Origin of the sequence: Arthrobacter sp. HS15c, from assembly GCF_040812005.1 — a bacterium.
Lineage (GTDB): Bacteria > Actinomycetota > Actinomycetes > Actinomycetales > Micrococcaceae > Arthrobacter.
The window spans coordinates 451,229-477,195 of the sequence record NZ_JBFOHM010000002.1 but is presented as its reverse complement, the minus strand read 5'-3'; the positions used below and the strand labels follow the sequence as shown (position 1 = coordinate 477,195).

19 protein-coding genes and 1 pseudogene are annotated in these 25,967 nt (G+C 61.7%); 11 read left to right on the top strand and 9 right to left on the bottom strand.

Annotated elements, in window-relative coordinates; translation table 11 throughout:
* Positions 1 to 22: 22 nt before the first annotated feature.
* The 5 genes from ABV518_RS05100 to ABV518_RS05080 all read right to left on the bottom strand — a co-directional run bounded on the left by ABV518_RS05100 (position 23) and on the right by ABV518_RS05080 (position 4,902).
* Positions 23 to 358 (bottom strand): hypothetical protein, encoded by a 336-nt coding sequence (locus ABV518_RS05100; protein WP_367765732.1) that lies wholly within the window; start codon positions 356 to 358, stop codon positions 23 to 25.
* Positions 359 to 862: 504 nt separating this feature from the next.
* Entirely contained in the window at positions 863 to 1,276 is a 414-nt protein-coding gene (locus ABV518_RS05095; RefSeq protein ID WP_367765731.1) for an MFS transporter, read from the bottom strand.
* 548 nt (positions 1,277 to 1,824) lie between these two features.
* Positions 1,825 to 2,847, bottom strand: a complete 1,023-nt coding sequence (locus ABV518_RS05090; RefSeq protein ID WP_367765730.1) for a LacI family DNA-binding transcriptional regulator — start codon at positions 2,845 to 2,847, stop codon at positions 1,825 to 1,827.
* A gap of 278 nt (positions 2,848 to 3,125) precedes the next feature.
* Complete coding sequence (locus ABV518_RS05085) at positions 3,126 to 3,980, bottom strand: carbohydrate ABC transporter permease (RefSeq protein ID WP_367765754.1); 855 nt, start codon at positions 3,978 to 3,980, stop codon at positions 3,126 to 3,128.
* 40 nt (positions 3,981 to 4,020) lie between these two features.
* Complete coding sequence (locus tag ABV518_RS05080; protein ID WP_367765729.1) at positions 4,021 to 4,902, bottom strand: carbohydrate ABC transporter permease; 882 nt, start codon at positions 4,900 to 4,902, stop codon at positions 4,021 to 4,023.
* Positions 4,903 to 5,349: 447 nt separating this feature from the next.
* On the opposite strand from ABV518_RS05080, the gene ABV518_RS05075 reads away from it, so the two are divergent.
* From ABV518_RS05075 to ABV518_RS05065, 3 genes and pseudogenes are all read left to right on the top strand, one after another.
* Complete coding sequence (locus ABV518_RS05075) at positions 5,350 to 6,654, top strand: ABC transporter substrate-binding protein (RefSeq protein ID WP_367765728.1); 1,305 nt, start codon at positions 5,350 to 5,352, stop codon at positions 6,652 to 6,654.
* Positions 6,655 to 6,729: 75 nt separating this feature from the next.
* The gene (locus ABV518_RS05070) at positions 6,730 to 8,772 is read left to right on the top strand and encodes a beta-galactosidase (protein ID WP_367765727.1); all 2,043 of its coding nucleotides are present in this window, start codon (positions 6,730 to 6,732) and stop codon (positions 8,770 to 8,772) included.
* A 132-nt stretch (positions 8,773 to 8,904) separates the two neighbouring features.
* Positions 8,905 to 9,075 (top strand): annotated as a pseudogene (locus tag ABV518_RS05065) (helix-turn-helix domain-containing protein); the annotation flags it as partial.
* 196 nt (positions 9,076 to 9,271) lie between these two features.
* Here ABV518_RS05065 and ABV518_RS05060 read toward each other — a convergent pair.
* The 3 genes from ABV518_RS05060 to ABV518_RS05050 form a co-directional block, all read right to left on the bottom strand.
* Entirely contained in the window at positions 9,272 to 10,168 is an 897-nt protein-coding gene (locus tag ABV518_RS05060) for an SDR family NAD(P)-dependent oxidoreductase (RefSeq protein ID WP_367765726.1), read from the bottom strand.
* A gap of 118 nt (positions 10,169 to 10,286) precedes the next feature.
* Complete coding sequence (locus tag ABV518_RS05055) at positions 10,287 to 11,807, bottom strand: carboxylesterase/lipase family protein (RefSeq protein ID WP_367765724.1); 1,521 nt, start codon at positions 11,805 to 11,807, stop codon at positions 10,287 to 10,289.
* Positions 11,808 to 12,365: 558 nt separating this feature from the next.
* On the bottom strand, positions 12,366 to 14,819 hold the full coding sequence (locus tag ABV518_RS05050; RefSeq protein ID WP_367765723.1) for a beta-glucosidase: 2,454 nt from the start codon (positions 14,817 to 14,819) through the stop codon (positions 12,366 to 12,368).
* 259 nt (positions 14,820 to 15,078) lie between these two features.
* Between ABV518_RS05050 and ABV518_RS05045 the strand changes: the two genes are divergently transcribed.
* From ABV518_RS05045 to ABV518_RS05010, 8 genes are all read left to right on the top strand, one after another.
* Positions 15,079 to 16,623 (top strand): ABC transporter substrate-binding protein, encoded by a 1,545-nt coding sequence (locus tag ABV518_RS05045; protein ID WP_367765721.1) that lies wholly within the window; start codon positions 15,079 to 15,081, stop codon positions 16,621 to 16,623.
* 58 nt (positions 16,624 to 16,681) lie between these two features.
* Positions 16,682 to 17,623, top strand: coding sequence for an ABC transporter permease (locus ABV518_RS05040; RefSeq protein WP_367765720.1), 942 nt, complete (start codon positions 16,682 to 16,684; stop codon positions 17,621 to 17,623).
* Positions 17,620 to 19,428, top strand: coding sequence for a dipeptide/oligopeptide/nickel ABC transporter permease/ATP-binding protein (locus tag ABV518_RS05035; protein WP_367765719.1), 1,809 nt, complete (start codon positions 17,620 to 17,622; stop codon positions 19,426 to 19,428). Before ABV518_RS05040 ends, ABV518_RS05035 begins: the two co-directional genes overlap by 4 nt.
* Positions 19,421 to 20,284 (top strand): ATP-binding cassette domain-containing protein, encoded by an 864-nt coding sequence (locus tag ABV518_RS05030; RefSeq protein ID WP_367765718.1) that lies wholly within the window; start codon positions 19,421 to 19,423, stop codon positions 20,282 to 20,284. The genes ABV518_RS05035 and ABV518_RS05030 overlap by 8 nt, the downstream gene beginning before the upstream one ends.
* Positions 20,284 to 22,056, top strand: a complete 1,773-nt coding sequence (locus ABV518_RS05025) for a sulfatase (protein ID WP_367765717.1) — start codon at positions 20,284 to 20,286, stop codon at positions 22,054 to 22,056. The genes ABV518_RS05030 and ABV518_RS05025 overlap by 1 nt, the downstream gene beginning before the upstream one ends.
* A 125-nt stretch (positions 22,057 to 22,181) precedes the next feature.
* Positions 22,182 to 22,781, top strand: coding sequence for a PadR family transcriptional regulator (locus ABV518_RS05020; protein WP_367765715.1), 600 nt, complete (start codon positions 22,182 to 22,184; stop codon positions 22,779 to 22,781).
* A gap of 152 nt (positions 22,782 to 22,933) precedes the next feature.
* Positions 22,934 to 23,785, top strand: coding sequence for a formylglycine-generating enzyme family protein (locus tag ABV518_RS05015; protein ID WP_367765753.1), 852 nt, complete (start codon positions 22,934 to 22,936; stop codon positions 23,783 to 23,785).
* Between the two features lie 3 nt (positions 23,786 to 23,788).
* The gene (locus ABV518_RS05010) at positions 23,789 to 24,193 is read left to right on the top strand and encodes a YidH family protein (protein WP_367765714.1); all 405 of its coding nucleotides are present in this window, start codon (positions 23,789 to 23,791) and stop codon (positions 24,191 to 24,193) included.
* A gap of 669 nt (positions 24,194 to 24,862) precedes the next feature.
* On the opposite strand, the gene gntH is transcribed toward ABV518_RS05010, so the two are convergent.
* Entirely contained in the window at positions 24,863 to 25,936 is a 1,074-nt protein-coding gene (gene gntH / locus ABV518_RS05005) for a guanitoxin biosynthesis MBL fold metallo-hydrolase GntH (RefSeq protein WP_367765713.1), read from the bottom strand.
* Positions 25,937 to 25,967: the final 31 nt, after the last annotated feature.

Genomic DNA, 25,967 nt, shown 5'->3' with positions numbered 1-25,967 from the left:
CCAGGAGCCATGCTGCCGGTTGTCAGCGCGCCGCCATCGCCGAATCGAACAACGGCCGCTCCAGTCGCACGGCCTCCTTGGAAGTGGCCACCCCTTTTGCGCGGATCACAGCCTCGGCGGGCTCGACGGCGTCGAACTCCTCCCGCAGCAAGTTCACCCAGTTGTTGTACTGCGGGTTGTTGTGCAGCCGGATCCGTTCGCTGTGCTTCGCCGTCGGCGGCCAGGACTCCGGTTCGCCGGCTCTGGCCGCCCAATCGACGTACAGCCACTCGGCCACCGGCAGCACCGCGACGACGTCCGCGTAGGAACGGGTGTCCAGGGCGCGGCGCATCAGTGCATCGAAGTCAGTGCCGAGCACGGAGTTGGGGAGACTGGCAGGCAGTGGATTCGGCTTTACCAGGGCGGGCAGCGGATCACATGTTCTGACCATCTCCAGACCTGGGGCCGCCGACAAGGAGTCCATGGAAGGTCCGAAGGCAACGCACTGCGGGAGCGACTCCGACGTCCAGCACTGGAGTGTTCCGGTGTACCGGATATTGGGACCGTCATGGCTGAGGCTGAGGTTATTTGGTGGTGCCGAAGGCAGTGCGCCCTGGCCGGCGCGTGCCAGCCTACCGTCCCTTGCGGAGTCAGTTCTTGCTGACTTCCGTCGGATTCTTCCGCGATAAGGCGCGCACCGCGAAGCAGGGCCGCCATCCTTTCGGGATCTGCGGCGGCGACCGTGTCAGGGAAACCGGCAAGCAGGTTTTCGAGGTAGTGCCGCGCCACGGCCAGTCGTGAATGGAACTCCATGTCCTGTTGGGCTGCCGCGAATATCATGGCGGCGGCTTCAGCCCGTGGCGCACAGCTGACGGTGGTCATGTCAGCTGGCCGGAGCCCGGCGACCCGTGAGCAAGCCCAAAAGGGTCCACACGGTGACTGTCCCGACCAAGGCCATGGCTCCTGTGCCGAGTCCGGAATAACCGACGGCGGTGAGGACGGGTCCTGCCAGGGCTCCGCAAGTTGCTCCGGTGGTGAGGTTCATGAGGAGGTCTGAAACGCCCTGCAGGGGGCCCCGTTCGGCTGCTGACACTGAGTCGCCCACCAGGGCGGAGCCGGAAACGATTGATGCCGACCATCCCAGGCCCAGGAGGATCAGACTTGGAGTCACCATGGTGTGCGGGGCGAGCCAGGCGAGCACCAAGGAAGCAAGCAGCATTGCCTGCCCCATCAGCAGCACGGGAATCCGGCCGACGCGGTCTGAGAGCCATCCGAACAGCGGCGAAAGGCCGAACATCAGTGCATAACTCCGATGAAATCGGGCCAACCGAGAGGCGGTTCTTGTGAAAGCGGTGAAGATCGCTGGCTATGCCTTCAACGGTGTCACGATGTTCCACCTCGGTTGCCCAGATAGTGTTCGGGGAGGGGGCGCGGCAGGGCCTGGCCGACTAGGAGACGGTCCTGTTTTCGGACAACGGAGAATCGGTCCGCACGGCCGCGGGCTACGGGATCGATGGACTGGCCGGCAATGAAGGAGAAGTGGTGCGCAGCTTCATCCGGTATTCCGGGCGGCCTGCGACGTCTATTCGGCGAGGCAGTTCAGTCTTGGCAGGCCGCATGCCGGGTCGCGCCACGTCGGCCATCGAACCATCCCTTGCCGCGCCTGCTCGCCGAGGAGCACCAACAGTCGCGCTCCAGGTCGGCGATGTGCTGAGTCTGGAGGTGGACGGTGACCCGCGGGATCAGGTTGTCGGCTTCGAGGACTTCGCGCGTAATCGTGATGAAGGTAGTTGCTGCCGATGGCTCCCCAACCGGAACCTGCAACGCGCGAAGAGAGCCCACTTCTTAGGCGGACTGGCGGACGGTCAGATGATGTTTCAGTATCATCTTCGACGTCGTGTCGCCCGGGGTCGTGTCACCCGAGAGGAGTCTTTCGATGAGTCCTACGGCCACAGCTCCGACTTCTCTGAAGTCGAGGGCGAGGGTGGTGAGTTCGGGGTTTAGGAGTTCTCCCAGTGCTATGCCGTCCATTCCGATGACTGCGCAGTCTTCGGGAACGGACTTTCCGGCTTCAGACAGGGCTTTTAGCGCCCCGGCTGCCATCACGTCGTTGAACGTCACCAGAGCGTCGGGCGTGACGCCTTGATCCAGTAGCGATGTGATCGCTTGCCGCGCACTCGGCGCAGAACCTTCGGAGTTGATGAACGTTATGGCTATGCCGAGTTCCCCGGCCCGCCGGGCAAAGGCCTGGCCGCGGACTGACAATCCGCCGTCCCGGACGTAGTCAAGGTAGGTGATGCGCGTGCGGCCTTTTCCGATCAAGTGCTCCAGGGCCAGTGTCGCGGCGTGGCCGTAGTCGAAGGAGACTTCCCCGGCTGATCGGCTGTTGGTCAGGTCCAACAGGACCAGCGGGCGTCTGCCTAGAATTTCCTGCGAAGCGCCGGTTTCGTTGCCGAGGTATCCGATGACGGCATCAACTTGGGGAGCGAGTTGTGTGACAGCGGAAACGGGGTCCACAGACCCGTCGGCGTAATCGTGGATGACAACATGCCAGTCGCGCTGGGTGGATTGCTCAACAACGCTGGATACAAAGGCCGGGAAGTAGGGGTTTGTCAGTCCGGGGATTGCGAGGCCGATCGAGGTGCGGGCACCTTGGGCGAGACCCTTCGCGAAACGGCTGGGGACGTACCCGAGCTCCCTGGCAAGGTTTTTGATGCGGTCCCGGGTTTCCGCTTTGATCCCCGGCATGTCGTTCATGGCGCGGGTGACAGTCTGTTTCGATACGCCGGCAGCAGAGGCCACGTCAACTATGGTCGCGCGGCGGCTGAGGGTTCCGACGGCTGTCGAGTCCTCTGGTGTCGGTTCCATAATTAAAGTCTATGGGTTTCTTGTCAGCGCGCTAACGGCCGTGGTTGCTGGAGGCCGGGATCGTTTGTACATGTCTTCCTTTTCGCGCCGTTGACGGTGTTGAGGCACCCCCACAGGTCTAACCTGCGTGTGCTGACGGTGATGTGGTGTGCGCGGGGGTAAGGCCAGCCGGCCAATGCTCGAGCGATTCCGGGCCGGCCTGTCGGCCGGTCCGGACCTGGGAGCTGATTGCGAAGGTTGATCCGTGGCGGAACTATCCAGGCGATATTCCTTGGCCGTTACTTTATGCCGGTGGTTGCAATGCCTTTGACGAGGTACTTCTGGCCTACCAGGAAGACGATGAATACCGGGATGAGCGTCACGATTGACATCGCGAAGAGGGAGCCCCAAGAGGCGCCGCTGGTTGCGTCAACGAAGTTCCGGAGGGCGACGGGGGCGGTCTGCAGCGCCGGTTTTGTCAGGTAGATGAGCTGTCCGAAAAAGTCATTCCAGGTCCAGATGAAGGTGAAGATCGCAGTGGTTGCCAGTGCCGGTACTGACAGAGGCAGGATGACCTGGAAGTACGTGCGCCAATAGCCGGCTCCGTCGAGCCGTGCCGCCTCATCGAGTTCCTTGGGTAGTCCGCGGAAGAACTGGACCATGAGGAAGACGAAAAACGCGTCAGTTGCCAGGAATTTGGGCACGATCAGCGGCAGGAAGGTGTTGACCCAGTCGAGGTTGGAAAAGAGCACGTATTGCGGAATGAGGATAACGTGCATCGGAAGCATGAGGGTGAGCAGAAGCGCACCGAAGAGGAAGCTTCGGCCACGAAAGTCGAGCTTGGCGAAGGCGTAGGCCGCCATCGAGCATGTCAGCAGGTTACCGATCAGGGAACCGGCGACGATGATGGCTGAATTGATGAGGAATACGTGGAACGGGTGGGCGAGTGCGTTCCACCCGTCCTCATAGTGGCCAAGATCCACTTCAGTCGGTATCAGGGACGGGTCCCTGAAGATCAGTGCTTCGGGCCGGAAAGAACTTGCCACCATCCACAGCAGCGGATACAGCATCAGTGCTGCTGCCAGGAGCAGCACTGCGTGTTTGCCCAGCGCACGAAGCTTTCGGTTGCGTCCGCGCCCCTTGCTGTAATCGATGTCGGAGTCGTAGGAAGTTTGAGTTTCTGCTTGTGCAGTATCAGTCGCGGTCACTGTAGAACACCCATCGTTTGCTGAAGTAAAAGTTGACGGCGGTGGCAACGCCGATGATGACCACCAGCAACCACGCCATTGCTGACGCGTAGCCCATGTTCAACTGGCCGAAACCCTGTTCGTAGAGGTAGAGCGAGTAGAACAGCGTCGAATCGGCAGGGCCGCCCGTTCCGCCGCTGACCACGAAAGCCTGAGTGAACGTCTGGAAAGAGTTGATGATCTGGAGAATGAGGTTGAAGAACAGGATGGGGGTAAGCAGGGGCATCGTGACGTTGCGGAACTGCATCCATCTCCCGGCGCCGTCGAGCGAGGCAGCCTCATAAAGATCCTCCGGAATCTGACGAAGGCCGGCCAGGAAAATGACCATGGACGAGCCGAAACTCCAGATGTGGAGCATGATCAGCGACGTCAGGGCCGTGCTTGGATTCGAGATCCAGCCCGGCCCGTCGATGCCGAAAAATGCCAGGAACTGATTGACAAGACCGTCCATTCCAAAGAGCTGCCGCCACAGAATGCCGATCGCGACTGAACCTCCCAGAAGAGAGGGGAGGTAGAAGACAGACCGGTAGATCGGCAGTCCGCGGATTCCCCTGTTTAACACCATCGCCAGGGACAGCGCCACAACAAGCAGCGCCGGAACACCGATCAGAACGTAGACGAAGGTAACACCGAGCGACTTCAGCAGCCGGGGGTCCTTCATCATCTGTTCGTAGTTTTCCAGCCCGATCCAGGACGGCGCACGCAGCAGGTTGTAGTCCGTGAAGGAGAAATACAACGAAGCGATCATCGGACCAATGGTGATGACGAGCATCCCGATGAACCACGGAAGAAGGAACGACCAAGCGGCACGCTCCTCCAGCCGCATCATCAGGGTCCGCCGCCTGGGTGGAACCTCAGGCTTCGACTCACCAACAGAGCCGCTGCTCCGAGGTAATGGCGTCAATGTTGACATAAGTACTCCAGGGTCAAAGGGAAGAAAATGAGAGGCTGGGACAATGCCGGCCGGCTAACAGGAGTCGAGTATGGCAGCGCGAAATCACTGCCGTCAATGCTATTGACGAAAATAGTGACCGGTCACTATTGTGTTTCTATGCCGTCCACCGATCGGCTTCCTGTAAGCCACAGTGGAAGTAGTGACCGGTCACAGAAGATCGCGTTGGTGGGTTCTCTTGACTCCCCTTGAGACACGCACGATGCAGCGCTTCTGCGTGATCCTTTCCCCGGATTCCCAGCGGCATCCAAACGCAGTAGAGCACTGACCTTGGTGGGTCAGGCGTTCAGGTCTGTGCCATTTTGTGAAGCAAAGGAGCTCTAAGTGCAAGCCACATCACCACGTCCGAAAAGGTTCAAGGCAGCGGCCGCGGTCGTCTCCGTCCTCGCATGCCTGGGAATGGTTTCCGGGTGCAGCAGCACTCCGGCGGCAGAGGACGAAAAGGTGTCCCTGCGTTTTAACTGGTGGGGCTCGGATGCGCGTCACGCCCAGACGCAGAAGGCCATCGACCTCTTTGAGGCAGCCCACCCCAATATCAGCGTTCAGCCGGAGTTCTCAAACTTCACTGACTACTTCAACAAGCTTTCCACCGGCGCCGCATCCAGGGATCTGCCCGACGTCATGCAGATGACCGACCCGTACATGTACTCGTACATCGACAACGGCCAGCTCGTGGATCTCAAGGAACACTCGGACGTCCTGCCGACCGGGGATTTCGCGGAGACATCCCTGGCAGGAACGCAGATTGACGGTGGACTCTATGGCATCCCCAGCGGGGAGTCGGGCTTTGGCATGGCAGTCAATCCGGCATTGTTCGAGAAGGCCGGAGTTCCGCTTCCGGATGACAGCACGTGGTCCTGGGATGACTTCAAGGAAACATCGGTAGCAATCTCCAATGCCCTTCCCGGGGTTGCCGGGACGTCCATCACGATGGATGAGCAGACGATGAACCTGTGGCTCCGCCAGCATGGGGAGGACTACTGGAATAACAACGGAAGCGAAATCGGCTTCACGGCAGAGACTGCTGCCAGCTGGTGGGAATTCGTCCGGGATTTGCGCGACAGCGGCGGAACACGGTCCGTCGAGGCAGAGCTTGAATCAGCCAGTGTGGCACTGGAGCAGTCCGACCTGGCCCTGGGAAAGAAGGCCATGACCATGATCTCCGTAAATCAGCTTGGCAACCTGGAGAAGGCCTCCGGGCAGGAATTCAAACTTTTCATGCTCCCTGGCGAAAAGCAGTTCAAGGCTGAGGGCGGATGGACCAAGCCGGGCATCTACTACTCCATCGCCTCCAACAGCGAACACCCCAAAGAAGCCGCAATGCTCATCGACTTCTTGACCAACTCGCCCGAGGCCGGAGAAGTGCTGAAGTTCGACCGGGGAATTCCCTCCAACACCAAGGTCCTCGAAGCACTCAAACCCTCCCTCACCTCCGTGGAGAGCCGGGTCGCCGAGTATGGAACGCGCGTCAACGAGCTGGACGCACCTCCCTACGCGATCCCTCACCCGAAAGCCGGCGCAGTCTTGATCAATGCCGTGAAGCGGCTTTCCCAAGAGGTCGTGTTCGACAGGCTCACACCGAAGCAGGCAGCCGACCAGCTCATCGCTGAAGTTAAAGCAGCGATGTAAACCGTGCGGGTCCCGGCTGCCGTCGGGGCCCGCACCTCCCCTTCCACCCTTCTTCGTTGCTGAGAGTGCCAAACCATGAGCGTTGCATCATTCGAGTCCTTCCGAAAGCGACTGCCGGGAATAATCTACGGCGGTGATTACAACCCGGAACAGTGGCCCCGCAGCACCTGGCACGAAGATGTGCGCCTCATGCGCGCAGCCAACGTTACGCTCGTCAGCCTGGGAGTCTTCTCCTGGTCCGCCCTGGAACCGGCAGACGGAGAATTCGACTTCGGCTGGCTCGATGAAGTCATGGACCTACTGGCCGTCAACGGGATCTTCGCCAACCTCGCAACCCCCAACGCTTCACCGCCGCCATGGCTGGCTACCGACTTCCCCGAAACGTTGATGGTCGAACGCTCCGGCACCCGGGTGGCCGTCGGAAGCCGAGGGCACTTTTGCCCCTCATCCGAGGTCTACCGTGACCGCAGCCACCGCATTGCCCGCAAACTGGCTGAACGCTACGCAGACCACCCCGCCCTGGCCATGTGGCACATCGGCAACGAATACCACTCGAACTGCTTCTGCGACCTCTGCGATGAACGATTCCGGCAGTGGCTGCAGAACAAATACGGCACTTTGGACGAACTGAACTCACGGTGGGGCACCACCCTGTGGGGCCAAATCTATAGCCAGTGGAACCAGGTACATTTGCCCAAACCGGTCAGAGGCTGGGTCAACACCGCCCGGGAACTGGACTTCGCACGTTTTAACACTGACATACAGGTCGAGCTGTACCGGCTCGAAAAAGACCTGCTCCAAAGCATCACCCCCGATATACCGGCGACCACCAACTTCATACAGTTCTTCCGGATCCAGGACTACCGGCGGTGGGCCCCGGAAACAGACGTCATCGCACTGGACATCTACCCGGATCCGGCCAAACCCAGTTCACTGACAGAAGCCGCCATGCAGTACGACCTCATGCGCCACCTCGGAGACGGCGCCCCCTGGATGATGATGGAACAAGCCGCCGGCGCCGTAAGCCAGTGGAAAGTCAACCTCACCAAGCAACCGGGCCGCATGCGTTTGGGGTCCCACCAAGCCATCGCTCACGGAGCCGACGCCGTAATGTTCTTCCAATGGCGGGCATCCCGGTTCGGGCAGGAGAAGTTCCACTCAGCCATGCTTCCCCACGGCGGCCAAGATACCCGGACATGGCAGGAAGTCCGTGATCTCGGCAACGAACTCCGTACCCTCGAAGCGGTCGTCGGCGCCCGCACCGAGGCCAAAGTCGCGCTCGTATGGGATTGGGAAAACTGGTGGGCCGTAGAAGGGGCAGCCCATCCGCTCAACAACTACGACTACCGTGAAGTCGTCGCCAGTCACTACCAGGCGCTATGGAAGACCAACGTCGCCGTGGACGTCGTCACCCTGTCCTCCGACCTTTCAAAATACCGTGCCCTGGTCATCCCCAACCAATACCTGATCAGCGAGCCGCAGCAGGAAGCCGTCCGAGAATTTATCCGCGCCGGCGGGCACGTCCTTATCTCCTACTTCTCCGGCATCGTGAACGATGACGAACAGATAATCGAGAACGGATACCCGGGGGGCCTGCGTGACGTCATTGGGGCACATATCCGGGACCTCTCCCCGCTGGCTAAAGACGCCACGGTAGAGATAGCCGCGGTCCCGGGGCAAGATCTTTTCCCCAGCCCGTTCACAGCAAAGGCCTCCCGCTGGCAGGACGACATCGCCCCCGAGGCTGCGAACATCGTGGCCGTCTTCACCGAAGGGCACCTGAAGGGCAAACCAGCTATCCTCGACCACCACACAGGTCAAGGCAGCGCGATCTACATAGGAACGCAGCTGCCCCAGGAATCACTGGAGCGGCTCGTCACCGCCTTCATCGAACGCTCTGCCGTAGAATCACCCCACGCCGCACCCCAAGACGTCGAAGTCACCGAACGCCACACCAGCGAAAACAGATTCCTCTTTTTCCTCAACCACTCCACAACACCCAAAACACTGGAACTGGAAATCAACGGAAAAGAACTACTGGGCAACCGTAAAGTCGCCAAGGGAGAGAAAATCACGCTCGAAGCCTCCGACGTCGCTGTCATCCAAGTAAAGCGGTGACCCATGACCATGAAGTACCAACAATGGCGGCATGCCCTCCCCATGAGCACCCGGTGTCAGGATGGGGAGCATTCCTCGAACCACACGTTCCCGGGGTAGTACTAAACCATGCGCTCGGCGGTCCTCGACTCGGCAAAACAGCGCGGCGCGTATAAGGGACGGAGAAAGACCCTCACACCGGAACGGGCCACCGAAGTGGTCCAGCGCGCCTGCAATGGCGTCCCAAAAGCCGTCCTCGCCCGTGACTACGGCATCAGCAGGGAGAGCGTCTACCAGTACCTACGCCACGCCAAGCTGGAGTGAGACCCTCCCCCGCCGGCGAGCCGCCACGAGTAGCCGAACGGCGACAGGTTTACGGAATCTTCATTATCGGCTCTTAAGGGAGGCGTCTGAAGTGGTAGGCGATCTGGTTTTCTCGGCTACCTAGCCGGAGTTCGACGAGCCACTCAGTAGGGAGGCCGCGGAGGAGTCCAGCTTTGCGTGAGTTCAGTTCACGCTTTCAGCTGTTGTCTTTCGCGTTCTGAAGGTACCCGGTTTCAGAAACTTGTTCTGAGCGTTCCAGGTCACTCATCAGAGCTTTGATTCTTTGCCTTGCCCGGGAAAGAACGTCATGACCGGGCGCGACGTGGACCAGGCCTTCCTCGATACCGACTATCGCCGCCTCTGCCACCTCTAAAGCTGTAAGGAGACCTCCCGAGGCAGCTGCCATGCTCCGCATCGATACTCTCCCCGCAGCACCGGGCAGGCGTATAAAGGCCCCCGGCGGCAGGACATCCTGTCCAGAGCCGGGATCGACCAGTCCCGGGCAAAGGACCGTTGCGCCCAGCGCCGGCCCCTCTTCGCCCAGCTCAATCGCGAGCGACTCGGTCAAACCCACGACGGCGTGCATGGCCGCGGCATAAGGAGTGCGGTGTGCCAGGGGGGCGAGCCCGCCCGAGGACGCAGTGTTAAGGATATGACCGCTGCCCTGTGTGATCATGATCGGAGCAAAGGACCGGACGCCGTGAATGACCCCCATCAGCTTCACTGCGAGCATCCGGTCCCAGGCTTGCGGGTTCTGTTTCCACAGCGGCGCATCAGGGCATAGGAGACTTGCGCTGTTGCAGAGCAGGTCGACCCGCCCGAACTGTTCCAGGGTCCGGACGGCCAGCCGCTCCACCGCGTCACCGTCGCTGACGTCGGTGCGGACGAAGATGACCTCAGCCCCCGATGACCAGAGAGCATCGGCAGCCGATTCGAGCGCCTCCTCGCGGATGTCCGCGAGAACCAGGCGGACACCCCTGGCCGCAAGGGCCTCCGCGAGACCAAAACCAATGCCGCCCGCACCCCCAGTAATTACGGCGACCTGCCCGGCAGCTATCTTCACAATCTTCTTCTTCCTCAAGAACGGGGTCATATCACCGCGGCCACAGGTCACAACATGCCTAAGCTACCCAGGCTTCGTGTTCACTGACGACCGCCGCGGGTCGGACCGGAGCGCGTTGCGATGGCCTGCGATACGCAACTGGTGGCATCTACGCCCAGAACTCGCGTAGTTCCCGGATAGGGTCTTCCTCGACTCGGGGCAGCTTGTCCAAAATCATCGTTGTGCGCAGTGGCCAATATACGGGCCAGCCTGGCAGTCCAGTGGCTGCCGGCTCGCCTGTGCGCGCAAAGGCGGCCCACGCACTGCTCATCTTGTCGGGCAGGCTCTGCGGCGCGCTTTCCTGCGTGAGGAACTCAGCCTCCGGAGAGGCTAGTTGCCTGAACACGAAAGGGATCTCCAACGTATGACAGGCGCCCAGCTTCCCGCCCATGGCAGGGCTGGGCCAGGTGAAGAGATAGGAAAAATTCTTCCCGGGAGAACCCTTCCGGGCTTCTAATAGTCGGTTGCTGGGCTGCCGGTACAGGCTGTCAGAAATGGTCGATTCCAGCAATTGCTCGCCGGTGGGATTTCCTGCCAAGGTCACGGCAAGAGCCTGGACATACTCCCCCTCACGTCCTGGGGCAACACCAGCTTCCGCCAGCACCATCGCGGCGCGATGCGCATAAGAGGGCTCAGGCGAAACAGCAGGGCGCATCTGCACAGCAAGTGACCCCTCGTTCAGATTGGTTCCTAGTAGCAGGTCAACGTCAGAGTTAGGGCCTTGTCGAACCGACTCCAGCGGGGGTGCCGGAAGGGACGGCGTACCGACTGTGGGCCGGAAGGGCAGCGGGACAGCAAACGTTTCTGCCCCCACTTGTTGAACGAGCTTCTCCTGTGCCTCGAGTAGTTGCCCTACCGGAACTGTGAGTAGTTCTTGAGCGTCAGCGTGGTCCAGCCCGCAAAGCGAAAGGTACTCAAGGCTGATTCGGGAGGAGTCCTCCGCGCTTCGATACCGTCCCGCAGTGCCGCTCTGCATGATTGCTCGATGGAAAAGTCCGCGGGAGACAGGCATCCCCAGCAGCGTGCCTACCGCCGCAGCACCGGCCGACTCGCCAAAAAGGGTCACATTGTCTGCGTCTCCGCCGAAGGCTGAGATGTTCCTCTGAACCCAGCGCAACGCCTCAACCTGGTCCAGCAGTGCAAGGTTGGATGAGTCCGAAAACTCTGGTCCCAGGAGCTCGGCCAAATGAAGGAAACCCAGCGCACCGAGGCAGTAATTGATGGTCACTACAACTGTGCCGGTCGTGGCCGCGAGGTTGGCGCCGTCGAACCTTCTGTCGCTGCCAGAGCCTGAAAGATATGCACCGCCATGGATCCACACCATCACCGGCAGCTTCGAGCCGCCCCTGTGCGGCGTCCAGACGTTTAGGTTGAGACAATCTTTTTCGCTCCATGTCCTCGGCTCGCGCCCAGGGGGAGCAAGGGCTTGGGGATTCTGCGGTGCTGCAGGGCCCGGCAACGTGCAATCCTTCACGCCGGTCCAGCCGCCAGCGGGGATTGGCGGGAGAAACCTCCGCTTTCCATCGACCGGACCCGCGTAGGGGATACCAGTGAAGCACCTTACATCACGGCCTTCAACTGTTGCTGCAAGGCCGCGGACGCTTCCTGCCGGGGTGATGGCGACGCTCATTTCGAGTGGTCTCCTTAAGGTGCAGTAACAAGAATGGCTCAGTTGTCAGAGACAGTGATGATGACGTCCATGTTGGCGCGGATGGGGTTGCTGGAGGGGCAGATCCGGTGGGCCTTTGGTGAGTCCTGTGCTTGATCAGTCGCAGGGTTGGGACGACGACTTCGAGGGTGACCCCTGTGATGTTCACATCCCGTGCGGCTCGGTCTGACCGGATGGGAACAGCCGCGATTCATTTGGCTTTGCCCACGGCCCGTCGCTCACCCATGCTGTTGCCGGATGAGGCCGTAGGGAACGGCCGGGTGTGCCCGGACAATATAACTGCCGTTACCAGTTCGCGTCACGAGTACGCCAACACGGTGGTGTGTCGCAGTTTTAGTAATAACGGCTATGGCTTCTTCCAAGGCCTTGTCCACCTCCTCAGCGGCTGTCACGTTCACTTCCAGCACGCCTGGGAGTAGCTCGTTTTCTCCCTGGGTTGGGCTGGCCGGACACTGGGTTGGCGCTTTTCTGTCTACGACGTCCATCGTTGCCATTCCTGTTTGCGGGTTTCTTGTACTTTCAGGCGAGGCGGACTTTCACGGCCTGAGGCAGTTCAATGACGGACGTGCCGATGCGGAGGGTGTAGTCGCCGGGTTCGTAGGTCCAGACGTTGTCCCAGTAGGCGAGCAGCCGGGTGGGGACGTTCAGGACGGTGGTGATAGTTTCGCCAGGTTCTGCCCACACGGGGGTGGAGGCGACGAGCCAGCGGACGGGGCGGTCGACGGCGGAGCCGGGTTTTTCGGCATAGACCTGCACCACGTTCTTCCCATGCCGGCTGCCGGTGTTCGTCAGCGTCACTGTGACCGGGATGGTGCTTCCGGGTGAGATTGTTCCAGGGGCGTCCGCGGTGTTCAGGGTCCAGTTGGTGTAGCCGAGGCCGTGGCCGAATCCGTAGGCCGGTGCGGTGCCGGCTTTGAGCCAGGCGCGGTAGCCGATGTGAATGCCTTCGTCATAGGTGAGCTTCCCGTCGGCGTCGGGGGTGACGTTGATGACGGGCACGTCTTCCTGGGTTGCGGGCCAGGTGGTGGGTAGCCTGCCGCCGGGCTCGGTGGCGCCGGTGAGGATGTCGGTGAGGGCGTGGCCAAATTCCTGTCCGCCGAAGTAGCCGATCAGCGTCGCGGCGACCTCGTTACGCCAGGGCAGCAGGACGGGGGATCCGGAGTTGACGATGACCACGGTGCGGGGCTTGGCGGCGGCGACGGCGTGGACCAGGCGGTCCTGCAGGCCGGGCAGTTCGAGGGTGGTCCGGTCGTAGCCTTCGGATTCGACGCGGGAGTTGGTGCCCACCACGACGACGGCGATATCGGCAGCCTGCGCGGCTTCGACGGCTTCCGCTATCAGGGAGTCCGGGTCAGAGTCATCCGGTTCAGTGCCGATGGTGATGCTGAGGGCGTTGGACAGTGGTCCGGTGCGGTCGCCGGTGTCCAGTTCCACTCGTACGTCCAAGGGGACCCCGGCAGTTGTCTGGATTTCTACAGACGCTGATGGCGGTGCAAGGAATGCGGCGCCCAGGTCCGTGCCGACGGGCACGATGTGTTCTTCATGGCGCAGCACATCGTCCACGAAAATCCTGCCGTTGCCGACGGTGGAGAAGCCCAGCCTGATGGTGCCGGTCTGTTCGGGGGTGAATATTGTGTGGAACTGAACCATGGAGGACGCTTCGATCGGGGCGTCGCCGCCGAACCAGACGAGGGCGGTGGCCCGGCGGTCCTCTGCGGAAAGCTCCGTTCCCTGGGCGTCAAGGAAGCGTACCCGCAGCCCGGGGTCTTTCGTCTCCGGGTTCTGCAGCTGCTCCAGGGGCAGTTCGGCGAGGCCTTCCTGTACTACCGCCCCCACGCTGTAGGTCACGTTGCCGGCGCCGAACGCCTCTTTGATGCCATCCAGAGGAGACACGATCTTCTCAGGGATAACGGTCGCTGACCCTCCTCCTTGGGTACGGGCGTAGCGGGCGTTATGTCCGATCACCGCGACTTTTTTTACCGTGGCCGGATCCACCGGCAGCACGCCGTCGTTCTTCACCATGACCGTGCCGGCGGCGGAGGCTTCACGGGCGAAAGCGATGGGGTCTTCCCGGTCGGCCCACTGAAGGCCAACGGCTTCGAAGCCTTCCAGCGCCCCGACACGGGCGGCAAGCTGAAGGATCCGCAGGACCTTCCGATCGATGATCGACTCCGCCACTTCACCGGACTTCACCGCAGCGACCAGGGCTTCGCCCCAAGGTCCGTCGGGGCCGGGCATGGCCAGGTCCTGGGAGGCGTTGGCGCTGTTGATGCTGCGCACGGCGGTCCAGTCACTGATGACGACACCGTCGAAGCCCCATTCGCTGTTCAGCGGGGTTTCGAGCAGGTCGTTTTCGGTTGCGGTGGTGCCGTTGATGGAGTTGTAGGCGCTCATCACCAGCCAAGCCTTCGATTCGACGATGGCTTTCTCGAACGCAAGCAGGTACAGCTCGCGAAGCGGCCGTTCTTCGACCTTTACGTCCACGGTGAAGCGGTCGGTTTCGGAGTCGTTGGCGATGTAGTGCTTGGGGGTGGCGCCAACACCGTTGCGCTGCACGCCGGAAACGTAGGCAGCGGCAAGCTCCGCCGTCAGGACGGGATCCTCGCTGAAGGCTTCGAAGTGCCGGCCGCCCAGCGGCGAACGGTGCAGGTTGATGGTGGGGCCGAGGACCACGTCCACGCCCTTGCGGCGGGCTTCAACCGCAGAGGCGACGCCGAGCCGGTCAGCGATGGCCGGGTCCCAGGACGAGCTGATGGCGGTCGCCGAGGGGAAATTCATGGACGGCTGGCGTTCATCCCAGACTTCACCTCGAACCCCCGACGGACCGTCTGAGACGACCATGTGGCGCAAACCGATGCTTTTAATTGGCCACGTAGTCCAGAAGTCCCGCCCCGTCAGGAGCTGCACCTTCTCCTCGAGGGTGAGTTCGGACAGGAGACTTTCGAGTCGAGCATCTACGGTGGGGTTTTCCATGACGTCCTTGTCTTAAGGGAATGACCTCGGGAGAGGTTTTGTGGGAGTTCAGGCGCACTGCTACCTATGGGACTATTCCTATAGTAACTCCGGTCGGTTGCCTGTCAAGGGTCCCCGTGGCCTGCCAAGAGGCGCAGCCCGCCGGAAGTCCGTCGCCGAGAAATATTGCCCCTTGACACCGACCGTGGCGGGTATCACTATAGGAATATTCCCATAGGGGCCCCGCAACAGGTGCCCGGAACATTCAAAGGAGAATGCAGTGCAACTACGTAAACGTGCGGCAACCGCTCTCGCAGCAGTAACGGTGGGCGGTCTGCTGCTCACGGGTTGCGGCGGCGGTGGCACATCCGGAGGCCAGACCGGCGGGGCAGCCGCGACCAGCGGTACGCTGACGCTGGCCAGCCCCTTCGACAACAATTCATTCGATCCGGCGGCCCTGGAGATCGGAAACCGAGTCCACTACTGGATGCCCGTCTATGACACGCTCCTGGTGCTCGATAAGGATGCAAAGCTCCAGCCGAACCTCGCCACCGAGTGGTCCTACAACGCTGACAACACCGTTCTGAACCTGAAACTGCGCGAAGGCGTGAAGTTCACAGACGGCACTCCCTTTGACGGCGCAGCAGTGAAGGCCAACCTTGAGCACCTGAAGGCCGGCAAGGGCCAGAACGCCTACATGGCAGCATCCATCGCCAATGTTGAAGTGGTAAGCCCGGCCGAAGTGAACCTGCAGCTTACCGCCCCGGACCCCGGCTTGATCTACTACCTGGGCGTTGTCGGCGGAGCTATGGCAAGCCCCACGGCGGAGGCGTCACCGGACATCGCCTCGACTCCCGTCGGCAGCGGCCCGTACACGCTGGACAAGTCCGCTACGACCCCGGGCAGCCAGTACACCTACACCCGGAACGCGGACTACTGGAACAAAGACGCCTTCCCCTACGACAAGATCGTCGTCAAGCCCATCGCGGACAACACCGCCCGGCTTAACGCCTTGAAGTCCGGACAGGTCGACGCCGGCATCATCGAAGCCAAGAGCGTGAAGGAAGCGGAGAGCAGCCGGTTGAAGGTCAGCACCGAGCCGGTGGACTGGCACGGTCTCTTCATCGCGGACCGGGAAGGCAAGACTGTTCCGGCCCTGGGCGATGTCCGCGTCCGTCGAGCCATTAACATGGCGATCGACGCCGATGCCATCCTGAAGAACCTCCAGCTGGGCCAGGGCGAGGTCACGGACCAGATCTTCAATACCAAGAGCCAGGCCTACGTGAAGGATCTGGACAACAAGTACACCTTCGACGTCGACGCAGCCAAGAAGCTGATGAGCGACGCCGGATACGCCAACGGATTCGAGGTCCTCATGCCAGAACTGGCCACGTTCCCGCAGATCACCCCGATTATCGAGCAGCAGCTGGGGGCCTTGAACATCAAGATCAAATGGCAGAAAGTGTCCGCTGACGCCACCATCTCCGAAGTCCTCTCCGGGAAGTTCCCGATGTTCTTCTTCTCCCTCGGCAGCCAGTCAGCCTGGCAGGACTTCCAGAAGGTCGCTCTCCCGACCTCCCCGTGGAACACAGCCAAGGTCAACAACCCGGAGCTGAACGCCCTCGTTCAGGCGGCCCGCGTCGCTAAGTCGGGCGAGGAACAGGACAGGGCGATGCAGGCAGTCAACACCTTTATGGTTGACAACGCCTGGTTCGCCCCCTGGTACCGCGTCGACAACATCATCGCAACCAGTGCCAAAACCCAGGTCACCCCGCAGCCGTGGAACGTTGCACCCTGGATCCGCAACTACCGGCCCGCCTCCTAACCAACCAAGGACGGTGGCCCGCCGCGGCGGGCCACCACCACTTCCAGACGGTGAAACCATGATCAACTTCCTGGCACGTCGCCTGCTCTCCGGCGTCGTTCTCATTCTCGTCATCACCACGATCGCGTATGCGCTCATCTACTCCAATGCCGGAAACGCGGCACGCAACATCCTCGGTGAAAGCGCAACGGCAGAAGATGTGGCCGCCAAAGCGCAGGAACTCGGCCTCGACCGGCCACTCCACCAGCAATACTTTGATTGGTTCTCCCGGGCAATCGGAGGCGACCTGGGAGTCTCCTGGTTCACCAACGAACCCGTCAGCGCCCTCCTCGCCAACCGCCTTCCGGTCACCCTGTCCATGGTGATCCTCGCCGTCCTGGTCACCGCAGTCATCAGTGCCATCCTCGGCGTCACGGCCGCTGTCCGCGGCGGCTGGCTCGACCGGCTCCTGCAGGTCGTCAGCGTCATCGGATTCTCCCTCCCTAACTTCTGGGTGGCACTGGTCCTCGTGGTTCTGTTCGCCGTAGCCGTCCCCATCTTCCCCGCCACCGGGTATGTGCCAGCATCGGAATCCCTGTCCGGCTGGTTCCTCGCCCTGATACTGCCGGTCACCGCTCTTGTCCTGGGCGGCATCGCCTCCGCCGCCCAGCAGATCCGCGGCGCCGTGATCGATGTCCTGGACATGGACTACGTCCGCACGCTCCGGGCCCGCGGCCTGAGCTCAAGCAGCGTGCTCCTGAAGCACGTCCTGCGAAACGCCGCTCCCCCGGCTCTGACCGTCTTGTCCCTGCAGTTCATTGCTCTCCTGGGCGGAGCCGTCGTCATTGAGCGGGTCTTCGCCATCCCCGGCATGGGCACCCTGACCATCAACTCCTCCTTCCAGGGCGACGTACCGGCCCTGATGGGCGTTGTGGTGGCCCTGGTGATCCTTGTCGTGATCGTCAACCTCGTCATCGACCTTGCCAATGGCTGGATCAACCCGAAAGCGCGACTGCAATGACCGAAGCAACCACAGCCCTGACCAACGCCCCCCTGCCCGCAGCGCCCGGACGCGTCTCCATCTCACGCACGGTCCTGCGCAACCCGCTGGGACTGACTGCCCTGATTATCCTGACACTCATCATCCTGATCAGTGTCGTCGCCCCGTTCTTTGCACCGCACAGCCCTACCGAGGTGAAGATCGACAAGATCCTCGCACCCCCCTCGTCCGACTACCTGCTCGGTGGTGACGGCGCCGGGCGGGACGTCTTCAGCCGCCTCATCTGGGCTGGCCAGAACACCCTGCTCGGCTCCCTGATCGCCGTATCAATCGCGCTCGTTCTCGGCTCCGTTGCAGGTCTCGTTGCCGGGTACTTCGGGAAGGCTTTTGACGCAACGTTCAGTTGGGCATCGAACATCCTGATGGCCCTGCCCGCGATGATCGTCCTGCTCGCCCTGTATCAGACACTGGGCGGTTCGGTGTATTCGACCATGGCCGTCTTCGGCGTCATGCTCTCGCCCGGGTTCTTCCGCCTCGTCCGCAACCAGGTCATCGCTGTAAAGAACGAACTGTACGTCGATGCGGCACGTGTTTCCGGGCTCAGTGACGCCCGCATCATCAGCCGGCACATCCTGCGCGTCGTGCGTTCCCCCATCATCATCCAGACAGCCGTCATCGCGGGCATCGCCATCATTATCCAGTCCGGCCTGGAGTTCCTCGGCCTCGGCGATCCCGGAACCCCAACCTGGGGCGGAATGCTACAGGATGCCTTCAGCAACATCTACATCAACCCTGCCGGCATCCTCTGGCCGGGCCTGATCATCGCAGCCACAGTGGCCTCGCTGGTCCTGTTGGGCAACGCCATCCGCGACGGACTGCAAGGCCCCCGCGCCGCCGCCGTCCGCCCGCGCGCTGTCAAGCAACACGGGCACGGTCCGGCCGGCAGTGCCGGCGTCGAGATCCTTGAAGCGGACACCCGGAAGGCTCCGCTCCTGCGGGTCCAGGACATCCAGGTCGGTTACGGCAGTGCGGAAAATCCTCTCACGGTCGTCAGGGGCGTCAGCTTTGACGTGGCAGCCGGTGAGATTGTGGGTATCGTCGGTGAATCCGGTTCCGGGAAGACGCAGACCGCGTTCTCGATCCTCGGGCTCCTGCCCAGGGGAGGCCGGGTCCTGTCCGGGTCCATCCAGTTCCGTGGACGGGACATCACCTTCGCCCCCGAGAGCGAGATGCAAAAGCTTCGCGGGCGGGAAATCTCCTACATTCCACAGGAGCCCATGAGCAACCTGGACCCGTCCTTCACCATCGGACACCAGCTGGTCGAGCCGATGCAGGCCGTCCTGAAGATCTCGAAAGAGGAAGCCCGGAAACGCGCCCTTGCTCTCCTGGCGAGGGTGGGCATTGCGGATCCGGAGCGGACTTTCCGGTCCTACCCGCACGAAATCTCCGGCGGCATGGCCCAGCGTGTCCTCATCGCCGGCGCTGTCTCCTGTGAGCCCAAGCTCCTGATCGCCGACGAACCAACCACCGCACTGGACGTCACAGTGCAGGCCGAGGTCCTTGACCTGCTGCGCGATCTGCAAAGCGAAATGGAGATGGGCATCGTCATGGTCACGCACAACTTCGGCGTCGTCGCCGACCTGTGTGACAGGGTCGTGGTGATGCAGAACGGGCGCGTCGTGGAAGCCAACGATGCAGAAACCCTCTTCTACACACCGGAGAACGCTTACACCAAGGCCCTGCTGGCCGCGACCCTCGATGACGCCCCGCCGCGGCCCCCGCTCGGACAGAAGTTCCTCACCAGCAAAGGACAGAACCATGCATGACACAGCTTCCTCAACCCCATTGCTGGTGGCCAAGGACGTGGTGGTCGAATACCCCCGAAAAGGGTTCCGCAAAACACCATTCCAAGTCCTGCACGGCGTCTCACTTGACATCCTTCCAGGTGAAACCGTAGGGCTAGTGGGCGAGTCCGGATCGGGTAAGACCACCCTGGGCCGGGCCATCCTGGGCCTCGTCCAACCGGTTTCCGGCACCATCACCTTTGATGGCCAGGACATCACGGCCTTGGACCGGCGGGAACGCCGGAAGTTAAGCGACTCAATCCAGGTAGTGTTCCAGGACCCTTACACGTCCTTGAACCCCACCATGACCGTCGGGGACATCCTCAGCGAGCCGTTGCTGGCGAAACCGGAGCTGAAAGGCTCCGCCCGCGCCCGCATCAGCGAGCTGCTCGAACAGGTGGGCCTGCCCTCCGGTGCCGTGGACAAGTTCCCCCGCGAATTCTCCGGGGGCCAGCGGCAGCGCGTCGCAATCGCCCGGGCGCTGGCACTGTCGCCGCGCCTGATTGTCTGCGATGAGCCGGTATCGGCACTCGACCTTTCCACCCAGGCGCGCGTCCTGGATCTCTTTATCGAAATCCAGGAACGCACGGGGGTCGCCTACCTCTTCGTCTCCCACGACCTGTCCGTGGTCCGGCACATCAGCCACCGCGTCGCGGTGATGTTCAAGGGCTACATCGTCGAATACGGCGATGGCGGCCAAGTCACCTCGAACCCAACCCACCCTTACACCCAAAAACTGCTCATGTCAGCCCCGGTGGCCGACCCACGGCGACAGCGTGAACGCCGGGCAGAACGCAGGTTGTTGCTGGCCGGGACCGGATCGGAAGGCCAGTCCTGATGAGAGCCATCGTCGTGATGTTCGACAGCCTGAACCGTCAGATGCTTCCCCCTTACGGCGCCGAAGGGATCCATGCGCCGAACTTTGAGCGCCTCGCCCGGCAAACGGCCATGTTCACCAACTGCTATGCCGGCAGCATGCCCTGCATGCCCGCCCGGCGGGAAATGCACACCGGCCGCTACAACTTCCTGCACAGGTCCTGGAGCCCCCTGGAACCCTTTGACGACTCGGTTCCCGAGATCCTCAAAGGACAAGGCGTCTACACCCACCTCGTGACCGACCACCAGCACTACTGGGAAGACGGCGGCGCGACCTACCACAACCGATTTAACACGTATGAGTTCTTCCGCGGCCAGGAAGGAGATGCCTGGAAGGGGCACGTTGCCAAGGCAACCCCGCCGACCACCCTGAACGCAGACAACCAGCTGACACGGCAGGACTGGATCAACCGCCAATACCTCACCAACGAAGCCGACCACCCGCAGACCCGAACCTTCGATGCCGGACTGGAATTTATGCAGACCAACGTCGACCAGGACCAGTGGATGCTGCAGATCGAATGCTTCGATCCGCACGAGCCTTTCTTCAGCTACGACGAGTACCGAAAGCGCTACGGACTGGAAGACGCCGAAGGCCCCGTCTTCGACTGGCCCTCCTACCGTCGCGTCATTGAAGAGGACGACGTGGTTGACCGGGCCCGCAACGAGTACCTGTCGCTGCTCACAATGTGCGACCAGTCCCTGGGACGGGTGATGGACTTCATGGACCGCAATGACATGTGGCAGGACACCATGCTGCTGGTCTGCACCGACCATGGATTCCTCCTGGGCGAACACGGCTGGTGGGGCAAAAGCGTACAGCCCTGGTACGACGAAACCATCCATACTCCCCTGTTCATCTGGGACCCCCGGGCCAAAGTAGCCGGCGAGACCCGGGACAGCCTGGTGCAGACCATCGACTTCGGTCCGACCCTGCTGGAATTCTTCGGAATTGAAAGGACCCCGGACATGCACGGCAAGCCGCTGGCGTCCGTCGTGGAAAATGATGAACCCGTCCGGGAAGCTGCCCTCTTTGGAATTTTCGGAGCACATGTGAACGTCACCGACGGGCGGTACGTCTACATGCGCTCCTGTGCAACCGCCGAGAACCAGCCCCTGTTCGACTACACGCTCATGCCTACCCACATGCGCAGCCGTTTCACGGTTGAGGAACTCCGCCAGGCCAAACTCGTGGACGGGTTTTCCTTTACCAAGGGTGTCCCGCTACTGCAGGTTCCGGGCTGGACCATGGGCAGCCCCTACGGATTCGGCACCCTCCTGTTCGACCTCGAAACGGACCCGCACCAACAAAATCCGCTAAATGATCCAGTGCTTGAGACGCGGATGGCAACACTGCTGGTGGAACTGATACGGACAAACGACGCCCCGCCTGAGCAGTACATCCGCCTGGGCCTGCCGGAAACGGGACCGGTGGAAGAACAACACCTGCTCGTCGATCAACAGTGGGCCCAGGTCCAGTCCTCCAGGGAACCGGCAGCACGCGTCCCGGACTTCCCCGCCGACTCCATCGTCACAACCGTCCCCATATCCGAATTGATCAAGGATCAGCGACGGCGCCAAACACTGGTGGAAGCCATCCCTACGCTGGGAAACGATGCAGCGATGGCAATGTTCGCCAGCCACACAATCGTGGAAGCGGCGGCTATGACTCCCAATCTCCGCTCCCCCCAGATCAGGAAACTGGAAGCGGAACTGGCCGAAACAATCAAATAGCGTGCCCTGCGCCCAGCCTTGTGGGGTGGGGCGCCGGGCCTGCTGCGGATGCCAGCGGTAAACTGGCCGTCAGCACACGCGCCCACGGTCTAGACCTTTGCGGCGCTCAAGATGGGAAGCAAGACATGAAGTTCGAAGAAATCCTGCTGGCACTGATCGCCCGGGCCCCCTGCAGCGGTTACGACCTGGGCCGGTGGCTCGCCACAGAAGGGCAATTCCTTCGAGCCAACGCTGATCAGTCCCAAATCTACAAAACTCTGAACCGGCTCCTGAAGAACGGCCACATCGAATTCACCGTTGAGGAACGCGAGGGCGCGCCCGACGCCAAAGTCTACCGGCTGACATCATCCGGCGCCGAGCACCTGACGCGGGTGACCGAGTCGCAGTACGTCCCCCCGGCACGATGGCAGGAACCCGACTTCACTGCCAGGCTGACCTGCCTCGTTCCGCTCAACCCGCCGACCGTCCTTTCCCTTATCGAAACAGAGGTCGCCTTCCGAAAGGACCAAATCAGGCGCTTCAGAAACCGCGACCGCGCTGTCCGCCCAGAGCCGGGCCGCTTCACCATCGACGTGGAATTTATGACGGAGCTCCTCAATAGCACGCACACCTTCAATGCGGCCGAGGCCGATACTTGGGTTGCCTGGTTGGAAGCCCAGCACCGGAAATGGACCGAGTACCTGGACGAAAAGGCCGGGCATTCCGCAGCACCAGCTACTGAATAGCCCGCAAAAAGATGGATTACCAACTCCCCGTGGATACACCCAATCATCATGCAGCAAGCTGCTGCTCGCCCGCCCGCACAACGACAACGGCCAAGGCGACGGCGACCACGCAGCTTGGCCAGGTTCCGCGATCCGCTGCAGATCATCCCCTACTGCACGAGGACGTCCTCATACCGGCCGGGACCTTCCAGATGGGCGACAGCTTCGGGGAGGGGTATCCCGCTGACGGCGAAGTCCCCGTCCACGCCGTGGAACTGAATGCCTTCAAAATTGATACCACCGCGGTGAAAAACGAACAGTTCGCAGCCTTTGTGGATGCCACGGGATACCGCACTGAAGCAGAAAAGTACGGCACGTCGGCAGTGTTCCACCTCGTCGTCCAAGCTGACAGGAAAAATATTCTCGGGGCAGCATCCGGTTCCCCCTGGTGGCTCACCATCAAGGGGGCTGACTGGGCGCACCCGGCCGGCCCGGGACAGCACTGGTCCGAAATCCCCGACCACCCGGTCGTGCAGGTCTCCCATGACGACGCCCTTGCTTACTGCCGGTGGGCCGGCCGGCGACTGCCAACCGAGGCCGAATGGGAGTACGCCGCCCGAGGAGGGCTCGACCAGCAGCGTTACCCCTGGGGCAACGAGCTTATCGCCCCTGACGGGACCCATAACTGCAATATCTGGCAAGGGACGTTCCCGGAAGTCAACACTCAGAAGGACGGACACCTGGCCACCGCGCCGGTCCGCAGCTTCCCGCCGAATGGCTACGGGCTGTTCGAGGTCAGCGGCAATGTCTGGGAATGGTGCGCAGACTGGTTCCTGCCCAAGTACTACCGCAACTCACCCACGGAAAACCCCCAAGGGCCCACCATCGGCAGAGGCCGGGTGATGCGCGGCGGTTCTTACCTGTGCCACGACTCCTATTGCAACCGCTACCGCGTCGCAGCCAGAAGCTCAAACACCCCTGACTCGTCCAGTAGCAACTGCGGATTCCGAACGGCTGCGGACTGAACCATGTTGGATGACACCCCGCCCGGCGCCGCCCCGGGCCCGCCGTCGCGCGGGAAGATCGCCGAACGGTTGCTGCCCGGTGGAACCGAACCGGACCCGCGCTTCACGCTCGCCAACGAGCGCACTTTCCTGGCGTGGATCCGCACCTCCCTAGCCCTCCTTGCCGGCGGCATCGCCATCGAGGCGTTTACGTCCGATCTGTTTCCTGAGCCGGTACGGAAGGGCCTCGCCGCTGTCCTGCTCGTCCTCGGCATGCTTCTCAGCGCCGGTTCTGCTGTGCGCTGGCTCCGTGTGGAGCGCAGCATGCGCAACAAGGTGCCGCTTCCGTTGCCGATGATAGTTCCGCTCCTGGCCGGAGCCGGCGCGCTGGCCGCCGGCGTCGTGGTGGTCGTCATCCTCTGGCAGTGAACTCATGGGACCCAACCGACCGCCCACCCACGTGCACGGGGATGCTGGTCTGCAGCCGGAACGAACCACCCTCGCGTCGGCTGCCAGCAGTTGTCGGGCGGTCGCGGCTCTTACGCCTGACGAGCTGCCCGCAACGACGACAGTGCGTCCGTTCATTTCCAACTCCATACGCTGACTCCTGAACTCATGCAGTAAGCTAGCGCCGCCCGGCGGCGCTAGCTTGCTCTAATTTCGTGGTGGTCCAGGCTTTACACAGAGGGTTTGCTTCGGCCCAAAAGGAACGCCGGGAGTGGCCAACCGTCCCGACCTCTCCAGAGCGACCTCGATGAGATATGCCCCATCCAGCTAGGTTCTAAGTGAATGAATTGGCCTAGAATCGACGCTCGTCGCGTGATCCCTGTTACTCACGAAGGCTCACTTATGGCTGCAGATAATTTCTGGATGGGTCTGCTAAGCATCCTGATTACGCAAGATCCATAGATGGCGAATGCCGCATTGACCCTCAGGTTCCCCTGATGCCGACCACTAGTCGTCGGTTCTTCCTTGGTTCGGTTCTCTGCAATGGCCTGGACTCCTGAGCCTAAATTGTCAGGCGCTTCCCGGTCATTACTGCTTGCTTCGTGCTACGTGGACCGGGGGCGTCCGGCTCTGCCGCCCCTATCCCGCGACTCAAACCAGCGGGGCCTGTGCCTGCTCAAAATCCAACCGCGCGTCCCGTAGCCACTCTGACATGACGGCACGCTCACCCCGCTCCGCGGTAGCGAAACCCTCATGCTGGGTCTTTTTCGGCCAGGTGTGGTGGGAAGCCACGGTGGCGCGGACCGTCAGCTTCGTCGGGCTGAGGTTAATGGCCATCAGATCGTGAGCAAGCGCCAGCCGGCCAGTGTAGGACTCACGAATTTCCGCGGCTACCTCGAGGCTGGTATCGAAATCGTTGTTGAAGTGGAAGGGAACGGCGAGTCGCGGTTCGACCAGTTGGAAGACTTGCCCGGCATCCACGGGCTGGGTGTGCGCCCATGTGCCGACGCCCTTGGCGGTGCGCTTGTCGTAACCGGACTTCTCCAACAACGTCTTGGTGGAGTCAAAGCATTCATGCACCAGGACATCCGCGCCCGCAGCCGCATCAATGAGGAACCGGTTCGGCGCCGTGTCGCCGGAGTACACAAATGAGTTTCCGTTCCAATCCAGTCGCAGACCGACTGCCCCATCCAGGATATGGACTGCTGGGAAACTCGAAATCTGGACCCCGTTGTGGTCGTAGATAACCTTGCTCTCGGCCCAGTCGAACTCGTGGATGTTCACGTATTCGGTGGACACCGGGAGCAGACCGCGCCGGCTGTCCGCGTCCCATCGGAACGAACTCAGTTGTTGCTCAGCAAAGTGGCGGAATCCGTGCTCGGGGACTCGTCCTGACGGCCCATAGAACTCGAGCGGATCAAGCCTGCCACCGGTCCGGGACCCTACCCAATATGCGCCAAAGTCCCCGACATGATCTGTATGGAGGTGGGTCGCAAATAGTGCTGTGATTTCTGCGGTCGGTACTTCCAGCGCGGTGAACCGCGAGAACGAGCCGAACCCAAAGTCAAAGATGAACTTCTCGCCGTTGCCGAGTTCGATAAGCCAGCCTGAGTTGGCTTGGGCCATTCGAAGGAATGGGCGGCCGGTTCCGAGTGCAACAATGCGCATCTCATCCGGTTCAAGTTCTTCGGTGCCGGGAAAATATGTGTCTCGTTGAGTATTCAATGCGTTTCCTTTAGGAGGAGTTGGTACCAGG